Annotated in this window: 23 protein-coding genes; all 23 read left to right on the top strand. The window is 39.9% G+C overall.

Annotated elements, in window-relative coordinates; genetic code table 11:
• The first annotated feature begins 167 nt into the window (after nucleotides 1–167).
• Nucleotides 168–1235, top strand: a complete 1068-nt coding sequence (prfA, locus tag GX497_11570) for a peptide chain release factor 1 (protein ID HHY73832.1) — start codon at nucleotides 168–170, stop codon at nucleotides 1233–1235.
• A gap of 5 nt (nucleotides 1236–1240) precedes the next feature.
• Nucleotides 1241–2143, top strand: coding sequence for a peptide chain release factor N(5)-glutamine methyltransferase (gene prmC / locus GX497_11575; GenBank protein HHY73833.1), 903 nt, complete (start codon nucleotides 1241–1243; stop codon nucleotides 2141–2143).
• 254 nt (nucleotides 2144–2397) lie between these two features.
• Nucleotides 2398–2973 (top strand): stage II sporulation protein R, encoded by a 576-nt coding sequence (gene spoIIR / locus GX497_11580; GenBank protein HHY73834.1) that lies wholly within the window; start codon nucleotides 2398–2400, stop codon nucleotides 2971–2973.
• A gap of 112 nt (nucleotides 2974–3085) precedes the next feature.
• Entirely contained in the window at nucleotides 3086–3559 is a 474-nt protein-coding gene (locus GX497_11585; GenBank protein HHY73835.1) for a GNAT family N-acetyltransferase, read from the top strand.
• Nucleotides 3560–3649: 90 nt separating this feature from the next.
• A complete protein-coding gene (locus tag GX497_11590) occupies nucleotides 3650–4699 on the top strand; it encodes a threonylcarbamoyl-AMP synthase (protein ID HHY73836.1) in 1050 nt (349 codons plus the stop codon).
• A gap of 113 nt (nucleotides 4700–4812) precedes the next feature.
• Nucleotides 4813–5373: a hypothetical protein gene (locus GX497_11595; GenBank protein ID HHY73837.1), complete on the top strand. Its 561-nt coding sequence runs from the start codon at nucleotides 4813–4815 to the stop codon at nucleotides 5371–5373.
• Between the two features lie 175 nt (nucleotides 5374–5548).
• Complete coding sequence (locus GX497_11600; protein ID HHY73838.1) at nucleotides 5549–5986, top strand: low molecular weight protein arginine phosphatase; 438 nt, start codon at nucleotides 5549–5551, stop codon at nucleotides 5984–5986.
• 84 nt (nucleotides 5987–6070) lie between these two features.
• Nucleotides 6071–7372, top strand: coding sequence for a HAMP domain-containing protein (locus GX497_11605; GenBank protein ID HHY73839.1), 1302 nt, complete (start codon nucleotides 6071–6073; stop codon nucleotides 7370–7372).
• A 1-nt stretch (nucleotide 7373) separates the two neighbouring features.
• The gene (rpiB, locus tag GX497_11610; GenBank protein HHY73840.1) at nucleotides 7374–7814 is read left to right on the top strand and encodes a ribose 5-phosphate isomerase B; all 441 of its coding nucleotides are present in this window, start codon (nucleotides 7374–7376) and stop codon (nucleotides 7812–7814) included.
• A gap of 82 nt (nucleotides 7815–7896) precedes the next feature.
• Nucleotides 7897–8475, top strand: a complete 579-nt coding sequence (locus GX497_11615) for a TIGR01440 family protein (GenBank protein ID HHY73841.1) — start codon at nucleotides 7897–7899, stop codon at nucleotides 8473–8475.
• 100 nt (nucleotides 8476–8575) lie between these two features.
• On the top strand, nucleotides 8576–9817 hold the full coding sequence (locus GX497_11620; protein HHY73842.1) for a serine hydroxymethyltransferase: 1242 nt from the start codon (nucleotides 8576–8578) through the stop codon (nucleotides 9815–9817).
• Between the two features lie 233 nt (nucleotides 9818–10050).
• On the top strand, nucleotides 10051–10680 hold the full coding sequence (upp, locus tag GX497_11625) for a uracil phosphoribosyltransferase (protein ID HHY73843.1): 630 nt from the start codon (nucleotides 10051–10053) through the stop codon (nucleotides 10678–10680).
• Nucleotides 10681–10695: 15 nt separating this feature from the next.
• Complete coding sequence (gene wecB / locus GX497_11630; GenBank protein ID HHY73844.1) at nucleotides 10696–11859, top strand: UDP-N-acetylglucosamine 2-epimerase (non-hydrolyzing); 1164 nt, start codon at nucleotides 10696–10698, stop codon at nucleotides 11857–11859.
• A 245-nt stretch (nucleotides 11860–12104) separates the two neighbouring features.
• Nucleotides 12105–14378, top strand: coding sequence for a S8 family serine peptidase (locus GX497_11635; protein HHY73845.1), 2274 nt, complete (start codon nucleotides 12105–12107; stop codon nucleotides 14376–14378).
• 196 nt (nucleotides 14379–14574) lie between these two features.
• Complete coding sequence (locus GX497_11640; GenBank protein HHY73846.1) at nucleotides 14575–14772, top strand: AtpZ/AtpI family protein; 198 nt, start codon at nucleotides 14575–14577, stop codon at nucleotides 14770–14772.
• Between the two features lie 53 nt (nucleotides 14773–14825).
• Entirely contained in the window at nucleotides 14826–15224 is a 399-nt protein-coding gene (locus GX497_11645; protein HHY73847.1) for an ATP synthase subunit I, read from the top strand.
• A 17-nt stretch (nucleotides 15225–15241) separates the two neighbouring features.
• On the top strand, nucleotides 15242–15952 hold the full coding sequence (gene atpB, locus GX497_11650) for a F0F1 ATP synthase subunit A (GenBank protein ID HHY73848.1): 711 nt from the start codon (nucleotides 15242–15244) through the stop codon (nucleotides 15950–15952).
• A gap of 54 nt (nucleotides 15953–16006) precedes the next feature.
• Nucleotides 16007–16219 carry a F0F1 ATP synthase subunit C gene (gene atpE / locus GX497_11655; protein HHY73849.1) on the top strand — a complete coding sequence of 71 codons (213 nt, stop codon included), beginning with the start codon at nucleotides 16007–16009 and terminating at the stop codon, nucleotides 16217–16219.
• 150 nt (nucleotides 16220–16369) lie between these two features.
• On the top strand, nucleotides 16370–16897 hold the full coding sequence (atpF, locus tag GX497_11660; GenBank protein HHY73850.1) for a F0F1 ATP synthase subunit B: 528 nt from the start codon (nucleotides 16370–16372) through the stop codon (nucleotides 16895–16897).
• Nucleotides 16894–17439: a F0F1 ATP synthase subunit delta gene (locus GX497_11665; GenBank protein ID HHY73851.1), complete on the top strand. Its 546-nt coding sequence runs from the start codon at nucleotides 16894–16896 to the stop codon at nucleotides 17437–17439. The genes atpF and GX497_11665 overlap by 4 nt, the downstream gene beginning before the upstream one ends.
• 18 nt (nucleotides 17440–17457) lie before the next feature.
• A complete protein-coding gene (gene atpA / locus GX497_11670) occupies nucleotides 17458–18969 on the top strand; it encodes a F0F1 ATP synthase subunit alpha (GenBank protein ID HHY73852.1) in 1512 nt (503 codons plus the stop codon).
• A 77-nt stretch (nucleotides 18970–19046) separates the two neighbouring features.
• Nucleotides 19047–19907 carry a F0F1 ATP synthase subunit gamma gene (locus tag GX497_11675; GenBank protein HHY73853.1) on the top strand — a complete coding sequence of 287 codons (861 nt, stop codon included), beginning with the start codon at nucleotides 19047–19049 and terminating at the stop codon, nucleotides 19905–19907.
• 73 nt (nucleotides 19908–19980) lie between these two features.
• A partial coding sequence (locus GX497_11680) for a F0F1 ATP synthase subunit beta (protein ID HHY73854.1) occupies nucleotides 19981–20242 on the top strand: 262 nt, incomplete at its 3' end.

Genomic DNA, 20242 nt, shown 5'->3' on the forward strand with positions numbered 1-20242 from the left:
AAAATTAGTGCTTGTGAATATTCGGGGCTGTTTCGAAATGATTCATTTTGAGACAAGCCCTTTTTACTTTTAAACGCTAAATTATAATTTCAGTATAATTTTGACTAGCATTCTTACTTATACTATAATTTAAATGTTATGGACTTATATATTTGAGGTGAGTAAGCGTGTTAGACCGTCTGCAAACGATTGAAAATCGTTATGAAAAATTAAATGAACTGCTAAGCGATCCAGCAGTGATTAGTGATACAAATAAATTGCGTGAATATTCAAAAGAACAATCTGGAATTGAAGAAACTGTTCAAGTTTATCGCGAATATAAAGCAGTATTAGAGCAATTACAAGATGCAAAAGCGATGCTTGAAGAAAAGTTAGATGCTGACATGCGTGAAATGGTGAAGGATGAGGTCTCTGAGCTGTCAGATAGTGAAGGACAATTATCAGACCGTTTAAGAATCTTACTTCTTCCGAAAGATCCTAACGATGATAAAAACGTTATCGTTGAAATCCGCGGTGCAGCTGGCGGTGATGAAGCGGCCCTTTTTGCTGGTGATTTGTACCGAATGTACACGCGTTATGCAGAAGCCCAAGGTTGGAAAATTGATGTTATTGAAGCAAATACAACAGGAATTGGCGGTTACAAGGAAATTATTTTCATGATTAATGGTAATGGCGCTTATTCAAAATTGAAATTTGAAAATGGTGCACACCGCGTTCAACGTGTTCCGGAAACTGAATCTGGCGGGCGCATTCATACATCGACAGCAACTGTTGCCGTATTGGCTGAGGCTGAAGAGGTTGAGGTTGAAGTTCATGAAAAAGATATTCGGGTTGATACATTTGCTTCAAGTGGTCCGGGAGGACAAAGTGTAAATACTACGATGTCTGCTGTCCGTCTAACCCATATCCCAACAGGGATTGTTGTTTCCTGTCAGGATGAGAAATCACAAATTAAGAATAAGGAAAAAGCGATGAAAGTATTACGTGCCCGTATTTATGATAAATTCCAGCAAGAGGCACAAGCCGAGTACGACCAAACGCGTAAATCGGCGGTTGGAACAGGGGACCGTTCAGAGCGCATTCGCACGTATAACTTCCCGCAAAACCGTGTAACAGATCATCGCATTGGTTTAACGATACAGAAGCTTGATCAAATTTTGCAAGGAAAATTTGATGAAATCATTGATGCATTAATTTTGGATGATCAAGCAAAAAAAATGGAGCAAGCAGAGTAATGGAAATGAAGCCAACTATACCAACATTCACGTATATATATGAAGCCCTCAACTGGGCTTCTTCTTTTTTAGAAACACAAAATCGGGAAGCATTTGCGGCTGAACTTTTACTAAGGCATCATCTTAAGCTGACACGGGCACAGCTTTATTCATCGCTTCGCGATGTGTGGCCGAACGAGGAAATGAAGGAAGCTTTTACAAACGCTGTCCTCACCTATGCAAAAGGTACACCTGTCCAATATGTAATTGGTTATGAGGAGTTTTACGGGAGAACATTTGAGGTTAATGAACATGTAATAATACCACGTCCAGAAACAGAAGAATTAATTGCGGGTGTTTTAAAAAGAAGAAAAGAACATTTTCAGCAGGCCGCAAAACTTGATGTTGTAGATATCGGTACTGGAAGTGGGATCATTGCTATCACATTGGCACTTGAGGATTCGACGCTACAAGTAACAGCTACAGATATTGCCAATGAGTCGCTAGAAGTTGCTAACAGAAATGCGCAAAACCTTGGGGCATCTTTCATCCGTTTTATTCAAGGTGATTTGCTTACACCGTTTATTGAGCGCGGTGAAAAATTTGATATAATCGTATCGAACCCGCCTTATATACCGGAATGTGACATTCCAACATTATCAGATATAGTTAAAGACCACGAACCGATGCGTGCCTTGGTTGGCGGGCCGGATGGGCTCGACCTTTATCGCCGCTTTATGGAGCAACTGCCTTTTGTTGTACAAGATCATACGCTGATTGCCTTTGAAATCGGCGTTGGCCAAGGTGAAGCTGTTGCCGCGATGCTTAGAGAAACTTTTCAACATAAAGGTATACATGTTGAAATCATTGATGATATCAATGGCAAGGATCGGATGGTATTCGGCCGATTTATCCTTGATAAGGCTTAATAAATTGGTCGTTTTCCGCTTCTGAGCTTTATATTGTCGAGAAGCAGCAATTTATTGTCTGGAAACTAGGGTTTATTGTCCGCAAATCACCGTTTATTGTCCGGCGAGGCCCACTTATTGTCCGATTGCCATATACTGGTTTTTTAAGGTGGAAGCAAGTGGGCCTAACTACTAATCTAAAAAAATTTCAATTTACTAGTTTAAGATGTTTGCTTTTTGTCCACACTGTCTTAGTGAAGGACGGTGCAGATAAAATGAAAAAACAAACACAAGCAATCATCTTTATGCTTTTATTATTAATAGGCGGAAATTCAATTCAAATTTTTGATAGAGCGATCGCCATGGCAGAGGGGCCTGTCGTCATTCCAGATGAAGCGATTCGGTTGCGGATTCTAGCTAACAGTGATTCGAACGAGGACCAAGCATTAAAACGAAAAGTCCGCGATGCGGTGAATGCTGAGATTACAACATGGGTAAAAGATTTAACATCAATTGAGGCGGCGCGAACATTAATAAATAGCCGTGTTTCCGAAATAGAAAAAATAGCATATAAAGTGTTAAAGAATGAAGGTAGCAATCAAACCGTTCATGTTGATTTTGATCAAGTGAACTTTCCAACAAAAATTTATGGCAACTTTATTTATCCCGCTGGTCAATATGAGGCGATTTTAATCACCTTAGGCAATGGTGAAGGTGCGAATTGGTGGTGTGTCCTATTCCCGCCGCTTTGCTTCTTGGACTTTTCCAACGGGGATGCTGTCAAACAAGCGGATGAAGAAGTGGAAGTAAAATCCTTTATAGTAGAATTAATTAACAAAGTAAAAGGTTAAAAAATAATAGAATCGCTAGTCATCGAATCTACTTTTCGAACATAGTTTTAAGTATCATCATGCGTGTTGGTCAAAGCGAGCAACCACATATATTGGGGGAGAGATACGATAAATGCAAATCATTCGAAAAGCTAGGCATGAGGATCTAGACACAATTCTACAGCTAGTTGGACAAGCGGGTTTAGAAACGGAAGGCATTGCCGAAAATGTGGATCACTTTTTAATAATGGAAAAAGAAACAGATAGGACGACAACGAACGAGGAATCATTAATTGCGGTAGTCGGCTTTGAACTGCAAAAACAAAATGCCCTGCTACGTTCTTTTGTTATGAATGATAAATCCAATCAATTCAATATATTGGAAATCGTGCAAGCAATTCTTGATTATTCGAACAAAAATGGCTTAAAAAAGCTTTTCTTATGCACAAAAAAGCAACCATCTGTAAAGCTTTTTCAAATGCTTGGCTTCCAATTAGCAGAGGAAACACCAGCGGAATTAAAAAGTTTTAGCCATTATCAAAACATATATAGAGAAAAACCATACATTATGTATTATGAAAATCCACAAAGTTATCCACTTTTTTAATAAACTTATCCACATTATGTGGATACTTTTGTTTTAAGGCTTTAATATAAATAAAGAAAAAAGCGATATGATAAAGGAAAGGGTTAGGCTATGAACAATTTACTAACAAAACATTGGATTGTGGATAAAACTGAGCGCCCACTCACAGCTAATCCACAAATAAAAGAGGCGGCGTTGTGGATAACTGAAGATGAAGTTGTCGCTTTTCCTACAGAAACAGTGTACGGACTTGGAGCAAATGCCTTGTCAGACAAGGCTATTGCGAAAATTTATGAAGCAAAAGGGCGTCCAAGTGATAATCCGCTAATTGTCCACATTGCAAATAGAGAACAACTTATTAATCTTGTGGAAAATATTCCGGATACAGCCCAAAAACTAATGGCTGTTTTTTGGCCAGGTCCATTAACGATTATTTTTAAAAGTAATGTTGCCGTTTCGGAAAAAGTGACAGCAGGACTCAAAACGGTGGCTGTCCGTATGCCTGACCATCCAATTGCATTAGCTATTATAGAGGCTGCAGCAGTGCCGTTAGCTGCACCTAGTGCTAATCTTTCCGGTAAACCTAGCCCAACAAAAGCAGCCCATGTTTTACATGACTTAAATGGACGAATTGCCGGTGTCCTAGATGGTGGCCCAACTGGTGTCGGACTGGAATCAACCGTCATTGACTGCACGATCACTCCACCGATGATTTTGCGCCCAGGCGGTGTAACGAAAGAACAAATTGAAGCAGAAATCGGCCCAGTAGCTGTGGACAAGTCACTTTTAGAAAAAGATGAAAGTCCAAAGGCGCCGGGGATGAAATATACACATTATGCCCCTAAAGCTCCATTACTTGTTGTTGAAGGCTCAAATACTTTTATTGAAACACTTATTAAGGAACAGCAGCAAAACGGCAAAAAAGTGGGTATGTTGACAACTGAAGAAAATAAACACGATTATAATGCAGATGTAATTGTTGCCTGTGGATATCGGGAGGATTTAAAAACAGTTGCCCAGCATTTATATGATAGCTTACGAGCTCTTGACGAAAAAAATATAGACATTATTTTTTCTGAAAGTTTTCCACAATCAGGTGTAGGTGTGGCGATTATGAACCGTCTTTTTAAAGCAGCTGGGGGACATGTAATAAAAGAATAAACCTTTTCAAGCCCCATTTGGCTTCATTCCTGCCCGCAAGCCAGCGGCTCAATTGGGCATAAATCCCTTTGGACGTGCATATGTTATACAAGCATGCCACGGGGGGAAAGACGATGGGGGTAACAGAGCTAATTGGAGAGATTATAACATTATCTATTATGGCTATTGCTCTAGGAATGGATGCTTTTTCACTAGGGTTAGGAATGGGTATGGTCCGCTTGCGCTTGAAGCAAGTTTTAAACATTGGAATAATCATTGGCATTTTTCATGTGATTATGCCGCTTTTAGGAATGGGCCTTGGCCGCGTAATTTCCTTTCATTTTAGTGGCATCGCAACTTACATAGGTGGAGCGCTTTTATTAATTTTAGGATTACAAATGGTCATTTCATCCTTTAAATCAGGTCAGGAAACCTTTGTGACGCCAATCGGTTTCGGATTAATTATTTTTGCATTAAGTGTCAGCTTGGATAGCTTTTCGGTTGGCTTAAGCCTCGGAATTTTTGGTGCACGGACAGCGGTGACAATTTTCCTTTTTGGTTTTTTTAGCATGATATTGACATGGGCTGGCTTGTTATTAGCTAGAAAGGTACAAGTATGGCTAGGATCATACGGAGAAGCGCTTGGTGGTGGTATTTTATTCGCTTTCGGCCTAAAGCTATTATTACCAATTTAAAAATCATTTGACAAACAGCTTACTAATCATCGTTGATTAAGTAGGCTTTTTTGTAAAACGGAAATAATGACGAAGTTTATTTGATTATTTTTAATAATTTATATTAGAAACAACCTAATTGTTTTATAATAGTATACAGAGTTGTGCCAATTTGTGAATGGAGGAGGGAGCCTTCATGCGTAAAATCCTATTCATTTGTACAGGAAATACATGTCGCAGTCCAATGGCAGAGGCTATTTTGAGGCATCGAACAAATAACCGCTACGAAGTTAAATCGGCTGGTATTTTTGCGCACGATGGTAGTACCGCGTCGCCTCATTCTATTGAAGTTTTAAAAAAACAATCGATTTCGATTGACCATAAATCGAAACAGCTTACAACCGAACTAGTAACATGGTCTGATTTAATTCTAACGATGGGAAAAAGCCATAAAGAAATGATTCTAGAGCGCTATCCGAAGGCTTTTGATAAGGTATTTAGCTTAAAAGAATTTGCCCAAAACAAGAAAGTGGATATTGCCGATCCGTATGGCGGAACACTTGATGACTATGAAAAAACTTTTCAAGAAATAGATGAAGCCATTGCGAAGCTTATTGAAAAATTGGGGAGTTAAAACACGGACATTATTGAAGTGTATTCAACTTAGCTTTAGATTGTTTCGGAAAAACAGTAATGTTATGAAACAGGAGGCAGCCTAATGAAAAGAAGATACAAGTTTAGCTTGCGTTTAAAAATGATAGTGTTTATCACAGTTGTTTCATTTATAACATATTCAACAAGTGCATTTTTCCTTTACTTTGTTTATGATTATGTAAATAATTATATTTTTTCAATGACTAAAGAGGTATTTACCATTATTACTTTGTTGTTGGGAATCATTTGGTCGGGGATTCTTACTGCTTTCGCCGCCGGTTTTATCATCAAACCATTGCAAACACTCGAAGAAGCCGCCCATAAGGCTGCAGAAGGCGATATCCGTGATGATGTGAAAATATCGCAATCTGATGATGAAATTCGTTCATTAGGACTAGCTTTTAATAACATGTTAAAATCTTTAAGAACAATGGTAGTTAATATTGAGCAAAACTTTCAAACAACAAGCCAAAATGTAGACATTATTTCAGAAGCATCAAAAACGGCAGCTATTAAAGCCGAAGGTATTTCGAAAACACTTGAAGATATAGCGCATGGTGCTGAACGTTCAGCAGTTGCCATTACAGCAACCGTTGAATCGATTAACACTGTTACGAATATTTCCGAGGAAGTTTTAAAGCATGCAAAAGGCTCTGAAGGGGTTTCCGCGCATATGGTTGCTTCATTGGAGAATAGCAAAAAAGTTATTTATTCGCTAGTTGAGGGAATTGAAAGACTTGTAAAGGACAATCAAGCCTCTTTAGCAGTCGTCCAACGACTTGAGAAGGATGCGCAGGAAATTGATAATATTATTTCGCTTGTCGGTGATATTGCTGAAAAGACAAATTTATTAGCTATTAACGCTTCTATTGAAGCCGCGCATGCCGGGGAACAAGGCAAAGGCTTTGCGGTTGTTGCGGAAGAGGTACGCCAGCTAGCTATCCAAAGTAGACAAGCTGTTCAGGGAATTTCTGATTTAGTTCAAAAGATTCAAGATGAGGTTAAAAATGTAGTCACGCAAATTCTTGAACAAGTGGATACAGCAAATAAAAGTGCGGAAAAAGGGCTTAAAACTAACACAGCTATTCAGCAAATGACGGAATCTGTCCATACAATGGAAGAAGCTATTCAACAAATTGCCGTATATGCCGAAAAACAAATGAAATTCATCCAAGAAACATCTTCCCAATCTGAGGAAGTAGCGGGCGTTGCGGAAGAAACTTCAGCTGGCACAGAGGAAATTGCGGCGACTACGATAGAGCAGGTAGAGATGATGGAGGATATTGTAACCATTGCCAGTGAATTATCGATACAAGCACAGAAATTAAAACAAACAATCAGCCAATTTCAATTAGGGGGAAAATAGCATGAAAGTAGCAATTGCTTCAGATCACGGCGGGATTCATATTAGAGAGGAAATTAAGAATTTAATGGAAGAGATGGGGATTGAATATGACGACTTTGGCTGCGAATGCAGCACCTCTGTCGATTATCCAGATTATGCCTTTCCAGTTGCGGAAAAAGTTGCAAAGGGAGAGTATGATCGTGGCATTCTTATTTGTGGCACAGGCATTGGTATGTCAATTTCAGCGAACAAAGTAAATGGAATACGTTGTGCTTTAGTGCACGACGTTTTTAGTGCGAAAGCAACACGAGAGCATAATGATAGCAATGTTCTTGCAATGGGTGAGCGTGTAGTCGGCCCTGGTCTAGCAAGAGAAATTGCTAGAGTATGGCTGACAACTGAGTTCGAAGGCGGCCGCCATTTAAATCGTGTCAACAAAATTACTGATTACGAAAAAAAATAATGTAACACATGGGACACGGGGAAAGGCTTGGTGTCCCGTTTTATTGAGGATATTTATTTTCACGGAAAAGGGGTAATTTTTAATGGAGATAGATTTAGAGCTAATAAAAAACGAGCTTCAAACTGTAGTAGCTGACCTCCAAAGAGCCGCATCGCTTACAAGAGAGCATATCCTTGTAATTGGATGCAGTACGAGTGAGGTGATTGGCAAGCGAATTGGAAGTTCTGGCACAGATGATGTTGCCCAAATAATTTTTGAAGTATTGGCAAAGTTTAAGGAAGAGACGGGTGTACAGTTAGCCTTTCAATGCTGCGAGCATTTAAACCGTGCCATTGTTGTTGAAAACGAAACAGTGCAAAAAAAGCAGCTTGAACAAGTTTCTGTTATACCGGTTAAACATGCGGGTGGAGCGATGGCTACATACGCTTTCCACCGTATGGAAAATCCGCGAATGGTTGAATTTATAAAAGCGGATGCTGGTATAGACATAGGTGATACATTTATCGGAATGCATATTAAACATGTCGCGGTCCCAGTTCGTAGTAAAGTAACAGAAATTGGGAAGGCTCATGTAACAATGGCTTGCAGCAGACCGAAATTAATCGGTGGCGAACGAGCTGTATATTCGGAAATAAAAGTGAATAAAACTTGTGACAGCTGAAGTATTAATAGTTTTTTCTTGAAAACAAATATGATACAATGGTGTTTGAGTGTTAATATTCGGATTTCACTAAATTCATATATATTGTAGGAGGATCATCATGGAGTTTTTAAAAGCACAAGACGCAGAGGTTTTTCAAGCGATTCAAGACGAACTTGGTCGCCAACGCAATAAAATTGAGTTAATTGCGTCAGAGAATTTTGTAAGTGAAGCAGTAATGGAAGCGCAAGGTTCAGTTTTAACGAACAAATATGCTGAAGGTTATCCGGGCCGTCGCTATTATGGTGGTTGTGAGTATGTCGACGTAGCAGAAAACATCGCTAGAGATCGTGCGAAGCAAATTTTCGGAGCAGAGCATGTTAATGTACAACCACATTCAGGTGCACAAGCGAACATGGCAGTTTACTTCACAATTTTAGAGCATGGGGATACAGTTCTAGGCATGAACTTATCACACGGCGGACATTTAACACATGGTAGCCCTGTCAACTTCAGTGGTGTCCAATATAACTTTGTTGCTTATGGCGTCGACGAAGAAACGCAACAAATCGATTATGAGGATGTGTTGGCAAAAGCGAAAGAACATAAGCCGAAATTAATCGTCGTTGGAGCTAGCGCTTACCCACGTGAAATTAATTTTAAGAAATTCCGTGAAATTGCTGATGAAGTTGGTGCTTACTTAATGGTTGATATGGCTCATATCGCTGGATTAGTTGCAGCAGGTCTACACATGAATCCAGTGCCATATGCTGATTTCGTAACAACAACAACACATAAAACATTACGTGGACCACGTGGCGGGATGATTCTATGCAAAGAAGAATTCGCACAAAAAATTGATAAAGCGATTTTCCCGGGCATCCAAGGTGGCCCATTAATGCATGTGATTGCAGCAAAAGCTGTTGCATTCGGCGAAGCACTTCAAGCTAGCTTTAAGGAATATGCCGAAAATATTATTAAAAATGCAAAACGACTTGCTGAAGGATTGCAAAAGCAAGGCTTTACATTAGTATCAGGCGGCACTGACAACCATCTTTTATTACTAGACGTTCGCAACTTAGGTTTAACTGGAAAAGTTGCCGAAAATGCATTAGATGATGTAGGTATTACAGTGAACAAAAACACGATTCCATATGATCCGGAAAGCCCATTTGTAACAAGCGGCATCCGCATTGGCACTGCAGCAGTTACAAGCCGCGGCTTCGGCCTTGAGGAAATGGCTGAAATTGCTGAAATTATTGGCTTAACTTTAAAAAATGTTGATAATGAAGAAAAACTTGCGGAAGCTGCAAAGCGTGTCCAAGACTTAACATCTAAATTTACATTATATCCAACTCGATAATAGGCATTGTTTTAAAAAAAGGGGATCTCACACTTCATTTTTTGAGTGTTGGGCCCCTTTTTGTATGAGGGCGAGCCTCCTCTTGTCCTCCTTTCATTTTTCCTATACAATTTACTAGATAAACATCTTTCGACTAAAATAGGCAAATTTTTCTCTGAATCCGAAGATGATTTTTCTATTTGTACAAACTGGGCAACATACATAATGTGAGAACGCAGAAAAGGAGAGTTTAGATGGGAAAAATTCATGTTTTTGATCATCCGCTAATTCAACATAAGCTTACAATGATTCGCGATAAAAATACGGGTACGAAGGAGTTTCGCGAGCTAGTAGATGAAATGGCTAGTTTAATGGCGTTTGAAGCTACACGTGACCTGCCGCTCAAGGAAGTAACTGTTGAAACGCCAGTGGCAACAGCAAAAGCAAAAGTGCTTGCTGGCAAAAAGCTCGGTTTAATTCCGATTTTACGTGCAGGATTAGGCATGGTGGACGGCATTTTAAAGCTAATTCCTGCAGCAAAAGTGGGGCATGTCGGTTTATACCGTGACCCAGAAACATTGAAGCCGGTTGAATATTATGTGAAGCTTCCTTCAGACATCGAGGAGCGTGAGTTCATTGTCCTTGATCCGATGTTAGCAACAGGAGGCTCAGCAGCAGCAGCAATTACCTCTTTAAAAACTCGTGGTGCGCAGCATATCCGCTTAATGTGTGTCATTGCCGCCCCTGAAGGAGTTGAGGTTATTCAAAAAGAACATCCAGATGTTGATATTTATATTGCTGGATTAGATGAAAAATTAAATGATCACGGCTATATCGTTCCTGGTTTAGGTGATGCAGGCGATCGTTTGTTTGGAACAAAGTAATTGGAGTGAATGAAAATGTCAAAACGAATTAAAATTTTAACAACCTTTGGGACAAGGCCAGAGGCAATAAAAATGTGTCCGCTTGTGCTTGAGTTGGAAAAACGGTCAGATGAATTTGAATCAATTGTGGCGGTAACCGCCCAGCACCGCCAAATGCTTGATCAAGTTTTAGAAATTTTTAATGTGAAACCGGACTATGATTTAAACATCATGAAGGATCGGCAAACATTAGTGGGCGTAACGACTAAAGGGCTTGAAGGTTTGGATGCGGTAATAAAAGAGGTTAAGCCCGATATTGTGCTTGTACATGGTGATACAGCGACAACGTTTATCGCGAGCCTAGCTGCTTATTACAATCAAGTAGCAGTAGGCCATGTTGAAGCAGGCTTAAGGACTTGGAATAAATATTCGCCATTTCCAGAAGAGATGAATCGCCAATTAACTGGCGTAATTGCTGACCTTCATTTTGCGCCAACGGAAAAGGCTTTTGCAAACCTTATCGCGGAAAATAAAAAGCAAGAAGCGATTTTTATCACCGGAAACACAGCGATTGATGCCTTGAAAACGACTGTAAAAGATGATTATCATCATGACGTTCTTGAAAAAGTACAGGGTGGTAGACTTGTGCTAGTGACTGCTCATCGCCGTGAAAATCTTGGTGAGCCAATGCGTAGCATGTTTCGGGCGATTCGCCGCATTGTTGATGAGTATAGTGACGTACATGTCATCTATCCTGTGCATTTAAATCCCGCTGTTCGAGAAATTGCAAATGAAATATTGGGTGGACATGAGCGCATTCAGTTAATCGAGCCGCTTGATGTTATTGATTTCCATAACTTCGCTGCACGGGCCCATTTAATTTTGACTGATTCAGGCGGTGTCCAGGAAGAAGCACCATCGCTTGGTGTACCTGTCCTTGTGTTGCGTGATACGACAGAGCGGCCTGAAGGAATTGAAGCGGGAACATTGAAGCTTGCTGGAACAGATGAGGATACGATTTATCGCTTGGCAGCTGAATTGCTTACAGATTCGGATGAATATGAAAAAATGGCAAAGGCCTCCAATCCATATGGTGACGGCAACGCTAGCGCGCGCATTGCCGAAGCAATCCGCTACCGTTTTGGCCAAATAGGAGAGCGTCCTGAAGCATTTGTGGTGGGGCAACGTGTTCCAAAATAAAAATAGTAAAGCAGTACATGTTAGAAGTAAATCTACATGTGCTGCTTTTTTTTGGAAAATTAATGCAATCGGACAATAAAAGTCCCATTTTGGACAATAAGTGCCTTTACTTGGACAAAATAGTACGAAATCTGGACAATAAGTCCCCTGTATCGGACAATAAATCCGCTAAGTTGGGCATTCATTCACTACATAAAAATACCAATCAAGTGACACAATACCAAGTTAAGGAGTGTGTTGCCGAAATGTTAAAAATTTTAATAAGCGCATTGATGGGAGTTTATTTATTTTTGTGTAGTCAGCCGATATTAGTGGAATCTACGCAAATCAAAGCAACAGTACCAAAAATAAAACGAATAGACATAAATGTTGCCCCAAAAGAAGACGAAGTTCAAAAGTTCATCATCGAAGTGGAAAATATGGATGTCTTAAATAAAGTTAAAGACAGTCAGCCAAGTATAAAACTAGATAAAGTATTTAATACCGTTCTGCAAGGAGCCTCTATCAAAGCAACAGCAGCCGACATCGAAAAAATTAAGAGTCAGCCCGGTATTAAGCGAATCCATCCGATAACGACCTACAAAGTAGAGCTTGATAAAAGTGTGCCATTTATCGGAGGCACGCTCTTACGCGGCGAATTTGATGAAAACAACGAGCGGCTCACTGGCAAAGGTGTAAAAATTGGCGTCATCGATACAGGGATTGATTATACACACCCAGATTTACAACGGAACTACAAAGGGGGCTATGACTTAGTTGATGATGATGAGGACCCAATGGAGACGGTGAAGAGCCAAGGAGAAGCAACATTACATGGCACGCATGTGGCCGGGATTATTGGCGCAAACGGCAAATTCCTTGGGGTTGCACCAGATGCAGAAATCTATGCTTATCGCGCATTAGGACCAGGCGGCTATGGCACTTCTGACCAAGTGATTACAGCGATTGAAAAAGCTGTTAAAGATGGCATGGATATCATAAACCTTTCATTAGGAAGCTCTGTAAATGCCCCGGATTACCCAACAAGCATTGCTTTAGATAAAGCTGTCGAAATGGGAGTTGTCGCTGTAACATCTAATGGTAATTCTGGGCCAGGATTATGGACGGTCGGCTCGCCAGGTGCTTCCGAAAAGGCAATATCTGTAGGTGCTTCAACACCGCCGCTTGAAATTCCGGTGTTGCAGCTTGAATTGGTACCAAATAAATCGATCTTTTTACAGCCGCTCGGAGGCTCGGTGCCATGGAATGTAACGAAAAGTCATCGAATTGTTTACGGCGGCTTCGGTTCCGAAAAAGAGTTGCTGGATGATGTAAAAGACAACATCGTGCTAATGGAAAGAGGTGAGATTTCTTTTACAGATAAAGTAAAAAATGCCTATAACAAAGGAGCGAAAGCAGTTTTAATTTTTAATAATAAAGACGGACTTTTCTCAGGTGGGCTTGAAGAAGCTATAAAGATACCAGCGATAGCCTTATCTAGGGAAGACGGATTATTTTTGAAAAAGGAATTAGAAAAGGGACATAACTGGGTAAAAACAAAAGGGAAGCAAGTCAAAGACAGCTTGGCAAATTTCAGCTCAAGGGGGCCAGTCACACATACGTGGGCAATCAAGCCTGATGTTGTTGCTCCGGGTGTAAAAATTAATAGCTCCATCCCCGATGGCTATGTTTCGCTGCAGGGAACATCCATGGCCGCACCCCATGTAGCTGGGGCAGCGGCATTAATCCTCCAAGCGCATCCAGACTGGAATCCAGAACAAGTAAAAGCAGCGTTAATGAATACAGCAAGACCGATTTTTGACGATGCGGGTAAACAATATAACCCATATGAACAAGGGGCGGGGCGCATTCAAGTTGATAAAGCGGTTAAGGCTAATGTGCTTGCTTATCCGGGAACGCTGGCATATGGTGCTTTTGAAAAAACAGGAGATGTAAGAGAGCGCGCGCTTAACATAACGATAGAAAACAAATCAAATAAAGTACAAAAGATATCATTTCAAGCGCCGAAAATCGAAGAAGGAATCAAATGGAAACTGCCGCTTTCATTATATTTGCAGCCATTGGAAAAAAGGCAGGTAGCAGCATCTCTTTTCGTCGACACTGAAAAAATAATAGAAGGAACTCATTTTGGGAGTTTAAAAATGATATCAACAAGTGATGGAGAAATTGATTTGCCGTATTTATTTATCATTGGTGATGCAAATCATCCTCGTGTAATGGGCTTTTCATTTGAAAAGGAAAATACCGAAAACAAGAAGGAGGATGCTTATAAATATGAGGTTTATTTGCCGGAACGCGCGGATGAATTAGGTATAGCTCTTTTCGACCCGTTAACATTAAATTTCGTAGGATTTTTGCTGCATGAAAGGAATGTAAAACGTGGTCTCTTAGAGGTTGTAAAACAGCGCGAAGAAATCCCATTTGCCGATGGCGTCTATAAAGTAGTTGTTTATGCTATTCAAAATGGCCGTGAAACTGCAGAGGAAAATACAATTATAATTGGTGAAAAAGGAGGGTGAAGTAATCCCCCAGATAATTTGACATCCATGTGACAATTTTCACTAAAATGGATTGACATTAAAAGGGGCCTATTGTATGCTAAAAAAGGTGTGAAAAGGGGAAATAATCTGTTGTATTTTCAGTGTATTTAAAAAAATTACCAAAGGAGCGTTTTCCTTGTCTGATGAGAAACGGTCTAGAAATCCTTACAAGGCAATGGCACTCATGTCTGCCATTTCCGCGCAACTAGTCGGTTCGATTTTAATAGGTTTATTCTTTGGGAAATGGTTGGATGGGAAATTAGGAACGTTGCCATTATTTTTACTTGTTGGCCTGTTTCTTGGACTAGCTACTGGCATCTATAGCATGTTGCGTCTTATTAAAACCTTTACAGGTGACAAGGATAATAAATAAAGAATAATTAACATATGATAACCTCATCGATAGCCTCAAAGGGAGCCATGATGATTAAAGAATACAAACAAATCTTCATTAGAGAACTAAAGATTATTATTAATCTACTAGCAATTTTTGTAATCGGTTGGGGCTTCACACCATATCCACATATTTTTTTAGGGCTAATACTAGGAACAGTTATCAGTACATACAATTTATGGTCGATGCATAGCAAAGTCAACAGGCTAGGTCAAACGATCGTTGACAATGCTAACAAAAAAGAAGATGAAAAGAAAAAGAGAATGCGTTCTCTTGGAGCTTTGAACCGTCTAGCAGCTGCTTCACTTGCAGTTGTTATTGCTATGCGCTATCCTGATACATTTAACGTAATAGCCGTGATAATAGGATTAATGACAAACCATTTCGTCATTATGATAGATTTTCTTTTTCAATCCATTAGGAAAAACTGAAAGAGAGGTGAAACAACTTGGAACATGGTGCTCCAATAGTAACATTTTTAGGACTTCAATTTAATTTATCTAACGTCCTTATGATCACTGTTGCCTCTGTAATTGTATTCCTACTCGCAACTGCTGGTGCGAAAGCCGTACAACTCCGCCCGACTGGGATGCAAAATTTTATGGAGTGGGTTTTGGACTTCGTCAAAGGCATCATCGGGAATACAATGGACTGGAAAACAGGTGGTCGTTTCCTAACATTAGGTGTAACAATCATTATGTATATCTTTGTATCAAATATGTTAGGTCTCCCATTCGCAGTCTCGATTGATGGCGTTCTGTGGTGGAAATCACCGACAGCTGACCCAACAATCACATTAACTTTAGCTGTAATGATTGTAGGTCTATCACATTATTACGGGATTAAGTTAACAGGGGCAAAACATTATGGAGGAACATTCTTCTCTCCAATGAAGTTTTTATTCCCACTAAAAATTATTGAAGAGTTTGCAAACACTCTAACTCTTGGTCTGCGTCTTTATGGTAACATCTACGCAGGTGAAATTTTACTAGGTTTACTAGCAGGATTAATGTCAAGCGGTATCGGAGGCGCACTAGGCGGTATTTTACCGATGCTAGCATGGCAAGGATTTAGTATTTTCGTTGGTACAATCCAAGCATTTATTTTTACAATGTTAACAATGGTTTATTTGTCTCACAAAGTGAGCACGGACCATTAATATAAAAATTTTATTATTATAAAACTTTTCATAGGAAAAAGGGAGGACTTTTAAATGAATTTAATAGCAGCTGCAATTGCGGTAGGTTTAGCGGCACTAGGTGCTGGTATTGGTAACGGTCTTATCGTTGGCCGTACTGTTGAAGGGATTGCTCGTCAACCAGAACTTCAAGGTAGACTTCAAACTACAATGTTCATCGGGGTTGCGTTAGTTGAAGCATTACCGATTATCGGGGTAGTTATCGCGTTTATCGTAATGGGTTCTTAATAGCGCATTACAAACCGATTTTGTTCATAATGGCGAAAGATCGATCTAAGCGAGATCCTTCGCCATTCCTTTATCTAGCATTAGTTATTTGCTAAATCGCATTATTCATTTTCATTATGGATAGGCACGTATTGAAAGGAGTGAAATACAGTGTCATTAGACTTTTTAGTATTAGGTGCAGCTGGCGCACTTGGCGGTATTAACACAGGTGATATCGTTGTTCAGCTTGTATCGTTTATCATCCTATTACTTTTACTTCGTAAGTTTGCATTCGGCCCATTAATGGGTATTATGAAAAAACGTGAAGAGCATATTGCTAACGAAATCGATGCAGCAGAAAAAAGCCGTAAAGAAGCGCAAGAATTTGCAGCTCAGCAGGCAGAAGCTTTAAAAGCTGCACGTCAAGATGCCGCAGATTTAATTGAAAGTGCGAAGAAGCTTGGCGAGCAACAACAAAAGGATATCGTTGAAGCAGCAAAAGTTGAAGCAACACGTATTAAAGACGCTGCAGTAAAGGAAATTCAGCAAGAAAAAGAGCAAGCGATTGCAGCTTTACGTGAACAAGTTGCTTCATTATCTGTACTAATTGCATCTAAAGTGATTGAAAAAGAGTTAAGTGAACAAGATCAACAAAAATTGATCAATGAGTACATTAAAGAGGTAGGCGAAGCGCGATGAGTCAAAATGCTGTTGCAGGTCGCTATGCTGTAGCCCTTTACAATCTCGCAAAAGAGCAAAACCAATTAGATCAATTAGAACAAGAGCTCAAGGTTGTTGAGAAAGTAGTAGCCGAAAATCCACAATTTCTAACAATCTTAAAACATCCAAAAATCGCGAAAGATACGAAAAAGGCATTAGTAAAAGAAGTGTTCAAAGATGCGTCACAAACAGTGATTAACACGATTCTTCTTTTAATCGATCGCAAGCGCGAAGATTTACTTCTTGAAATTGCTGAACAATATTTTCTATTGGCAAATGATGCACGCGGCATTGCGGATGCTAAAGTATTCTCTGTCCGCGCGTTAACAGCTGATGAAGAACAAGCACTTTCAGAAGTTTTTGCAAAGAAAATTGGCAAATCAGAACTACGTATTAATAATATCATTGACGATAGCCTAATCGGCGGCGTCAAGCTAAGAATCGGTAATACAATTTATGATGGCAGTGTTAAAGGTAAATTGGAACGTATTGAACGTCAATTACTAACTGCACAACGCTAGAGGTTAGGGGTGAAATTCATGAGCATCAAAGCAGAAGAAATTAGTGCACTGATAAAAAAGCAAATTGAAAACTATCAGTCTGAAATCGAAGTGAATGATGTTGGTACTGTAATCCAAGTTGGTGACGGTATCGCACGTGCTCATGGTCTTGATAACGTAATGTCAGGAGAACTTGTTGAATTCTCTAACGGAGTAATGGGTCTTGCCCAAAACTTAGAAGAAAACAACGTTGGTATCGTTATTCTAGGACCATATACAGAAATTCGTGAAGGTGACGAAGTTCGTCGTACAGGCCGTATTATGGAGGTTCCTGTTGGTGAGCAATTATTAGGACGTGTTGTAAACTCATTGGGTATGCCGGTTGACGGCCTAGGCCCAATAGAAACAACAGAAACTCGTCCAATTGAAGTAAAAGCATCAGGCGTAATGGATCGTAAATCAGTACATGAACCATTACAAACTGGTATTAAAGCGATCGATGCTCTAGTTCCAATCGGACGCGGACAACGTGAGTTAATCATCGGTGACCGCCAAACTGGTAAAACATCAGTAGCAATCGATGCAATCCTAAACCAAAAGAACGAAAATATGATTTGTATTTACGTTGCAATTGGTCAAAAGGAATCAACGGTACGTGGTGTTGTTGAAACATTACGTAAAAATGGTGCATTAGACTACACAATCGTAGTAACGGCATCTGCATCACAACCAGCTCCACTATTATACCTTGCTCCATATGCAGGTGTATCAATGGGTGAGCATTTCATGTATAACGGTAAGCACGTATTAATCATCTATGATGATTTATCAAAACAAGCAGCAGCATACCGTGAACTTTCATTATTATTACGTCGTCCTCCAGGCCGCGAAGCGTATCCAGGGGATGTATTCTATCTACACAGCCGCTTGTTAGAGCGTGCAGCAAAATTGAACGATGAATTAGGCGCCGGCTCTATGACAGCCCTACCATTTATCGAAACACAAGCTGGTGACGTTTCTGCGTACATTCCAACGAACGTTATCTCAATCACAGATGGACAAATCTTCTTACAATCAGACTTGTTCTTCTCAGGGGTACGTCCAGCGATTAACGCAGGTTTATCAGTATCTCGCGTAGGGGGATCTGCGCAAATTAAAGCGATGAAAAAGGTATCTGGTACATTACGTCTAGACCTTGCTTCTTACCGTGAGTTAGAAGCGTTCGCTCAATTCGGTTCAGACCTTGATAAAGCAACACAAGCAAAATTAAACCGTGGTGTTCGTACTGTAGAAGTATTGAAGCAAGGTTTAAACAAGCCACTTGCCGTTGAAAAGCAAGTAGTCATCCTTTATGCATTAACAAAAGGCTTCCTAGATGATATTCCAGTAGTAGACATTCAACGTTTCGAAGAAGAGCTTTTTGCATGGATTGATATGAACCGCAAAAAAGAGATTTTTGATCATATTACAAGCACAAAAGATTTACCTGCTGATACAGACATGGCAGCGGCAATTAATGACTTTAAAAAGACATTTGCAATTTCTGAATAAATAAAATTTACAAATAAAAAAAGGTGGTAGGCCTTAGCCTGCCCCTTGTCCCCTGAATAAAAAGGTGGTGAAAACGAGTGGCTTCATTACGCGATATAAAAGGCCGTATTACATCGACAAAGAAAACGATGCAAATTACGAAAGCGATGCACATGGTATCTGCTTCTAAGTTAAGTCGTGCTGAAGAAAACGCAAAGTCATTTTATCCTTATATGGAAAAAATGCAAGAGGTTGTTGCTAGCATAGCACTTGGAAGTAAAGGTGTTCGTCATCCAATGCTTGAGTCAAGACAAGTGAAAAAGACTGGTTATCTAGTGATTACATCTGACCGTGGTTTAGCAGGCGCTTATAACAGTAACGTTTTACGTGCGGTTTTACGGCAAATTCAAGAACGTCATAAATCAACTGATGAATACGCAATCGTTGCAATTGGCCGTATTGGACGTGACTTTTTTAAGAAAAGAAATATGCCAGTTGCGAAGGAAATCACTGGTTTAGCAGACCAGCCAGTATTCTCAGATATTAAAGACATTGCTAGCCAAGCGGTTGGAATGTTTTCAGATGGTGCTTATGATGAACTTTATATGTATTACAACCACTTCGTTAGTGCAATTCAACAGGATTTATCGGTGAGAAAACTATTACCGTTAACTGAAATTGCTGAAGGTGATACGAAGCTAAGTTCATATGAGTATGAACCATCTCAAGAAGAAATTTTAGAAACACTGCTTCCGCAGTATGCTGAAAGTTTAATATATGGAGCGCTGCTCGATGGTAAGGCTAGTGAACATGCTGCACGTATGACAGCGATGAAAAGTGCGACTGATAACGCTGGAGAGCTTATCGATTCACTTACACTATCATACAACCGTGCACGTCAGGCTGCCATTACCCAAGAAATTACCGAAATTGTCGGTGGTGCAGCAGCTTTAGAATAGTGTGATCTAAGTAAAGTAGTACTTAGTTAGAACGGAATGTTCACAGTGGACAAATCTGTTAGGAGGAAAAGCGATGAATAAAGGACGCATAACAGCAATTTTGGGTCCAGTTGTAGACGTTAAATTCGAAAGCGGCAAGCTTCCTGAATTATACAACGCCCTAAGAATTGAACATAAAGCGCGTACTGAATCTGAAGTTGACATCAATTTAACTTTAGAAGTTGCCCTTCATCTTGGTGACGATACAGTACGTACAGTTGCGATGGACTCTACTGACGGTTTAATTCGCGGAATCGAAGCAGTAGATACAGGCGCACCAATCTCAGTACCAGTTG

It is taken from the genome of Bacillus sp. (in: firmicutes), from assembly GCA_012842745.1.
In the GTDB taxonomy this organism is placed as follows: Bacteria; Bacillota; Bacilli; order Bacillales; family Bacillaceae_J; genus Schinkia.

Coding starts and splice junctions, on each gene's coding strand:
- GX497_11615 (HHY73841.1), top strand. CDS start 7,897: ATGGAGATAGATTTAGAGCTAATAAAAAACGAGCTTCAAACTGTAGTA.
- GX497_11665 (HHY73851.1), top strand. CDS start 16,894: ATGAGTCAAAATGCTGTTGCAGGTCGCTATGCTGTAGCCCTTTACAAT.
- GX497_11600 (HHY73838.1), top strand. CDS start 5,549: ATGCGTAAAATCCTATTCATTTGTACAGGAAATACATGTCGCAGTCCA.
- GX497_11605 (HHY73839.1), top strand. CDS start 6,071: ATGAAAAGAAGATACAAGTTTAGCTTGCGTTTAAAAATGATAGTGTTT.
- wecB (HHY73844.1), top strand. CDS start 10,696: ATGTCAAAACGAATTAAAATTTTAACAACCTTTGGGACAAGGCCAGAG.
- GX497_11585 (HHY73835.1), top strand. CDS start 3,086: ATGCAAATCATTCGAAAAGCTAGGCATGAGGATCTAGACACAATTCTA.
- atpE (HHY73849.1), top strand. CDS start 16,007: ATGAATTTAATAGCAGCTGCAATTGCGGTAGGTTTAGCGGCACTAGGT.
- GX497_11595 (HHY73837.1), top strand. CDS start 4,813: ATGGGGGTAACAGAGCTAATTGGAGAGATTATAACATTATCTATTATG.
- GX497_11640 (HHY73846.1), top strand. CDS start 14,575: ATGGCACTCATGTCTGCCATTTCCGCGCAACTAGTCGGTTCGATTTTA.
- GX497_11590 (HHY73836.1), top strand. CDS start 3,650: ATGAACAATTTACTAACAAAACATTGGATTGTGGATAAAACTGAGCGC.
- atpA (HHY73852.1), top strand. CDS start 17,458: ATGAGCATCAAAGCAGAAGAAATTAGTGCACTGATAAAAAAGCAAATT.
- GX497_11620 (HHY73842.1), top strand. CDS start 8,576: ATGGAGTTTTTAAAAGCACAAGACGCAGAGGTTTTTCAAGCGATTCAA.
- GX497_11635 (HHY73845.1), top strand. CDS start 12,105: ATGTTAAAAATTTTAATAAGCGCATTGATGGGAGTTTATTTATTTTTG.
- upp (HHY73843.1), top strand. CDS start 10,051: ATGGGAAAAATTCATGTTTTTGATCATCCGCTAATTCAACATAAGCTT.
- rpiB (HHY73840.1), top strand. CDS start 7,374: ATGAAAGTAGCAATTGCTTCAGATCACGGCGGGATTCATATTAGAGAG.
- prmC (HHY73833.1), top strand. CDS start 1,241: ATGAAGCCAACTATACCAACATTCACGTATATATATGAAGCCCTCAAC.
- spoIIR (HHY73834.1), top strand. CDS start 2,398: ATGAAAAAACAAACACAAGCAATCATCTTTATGCTTTTATTATTAATA.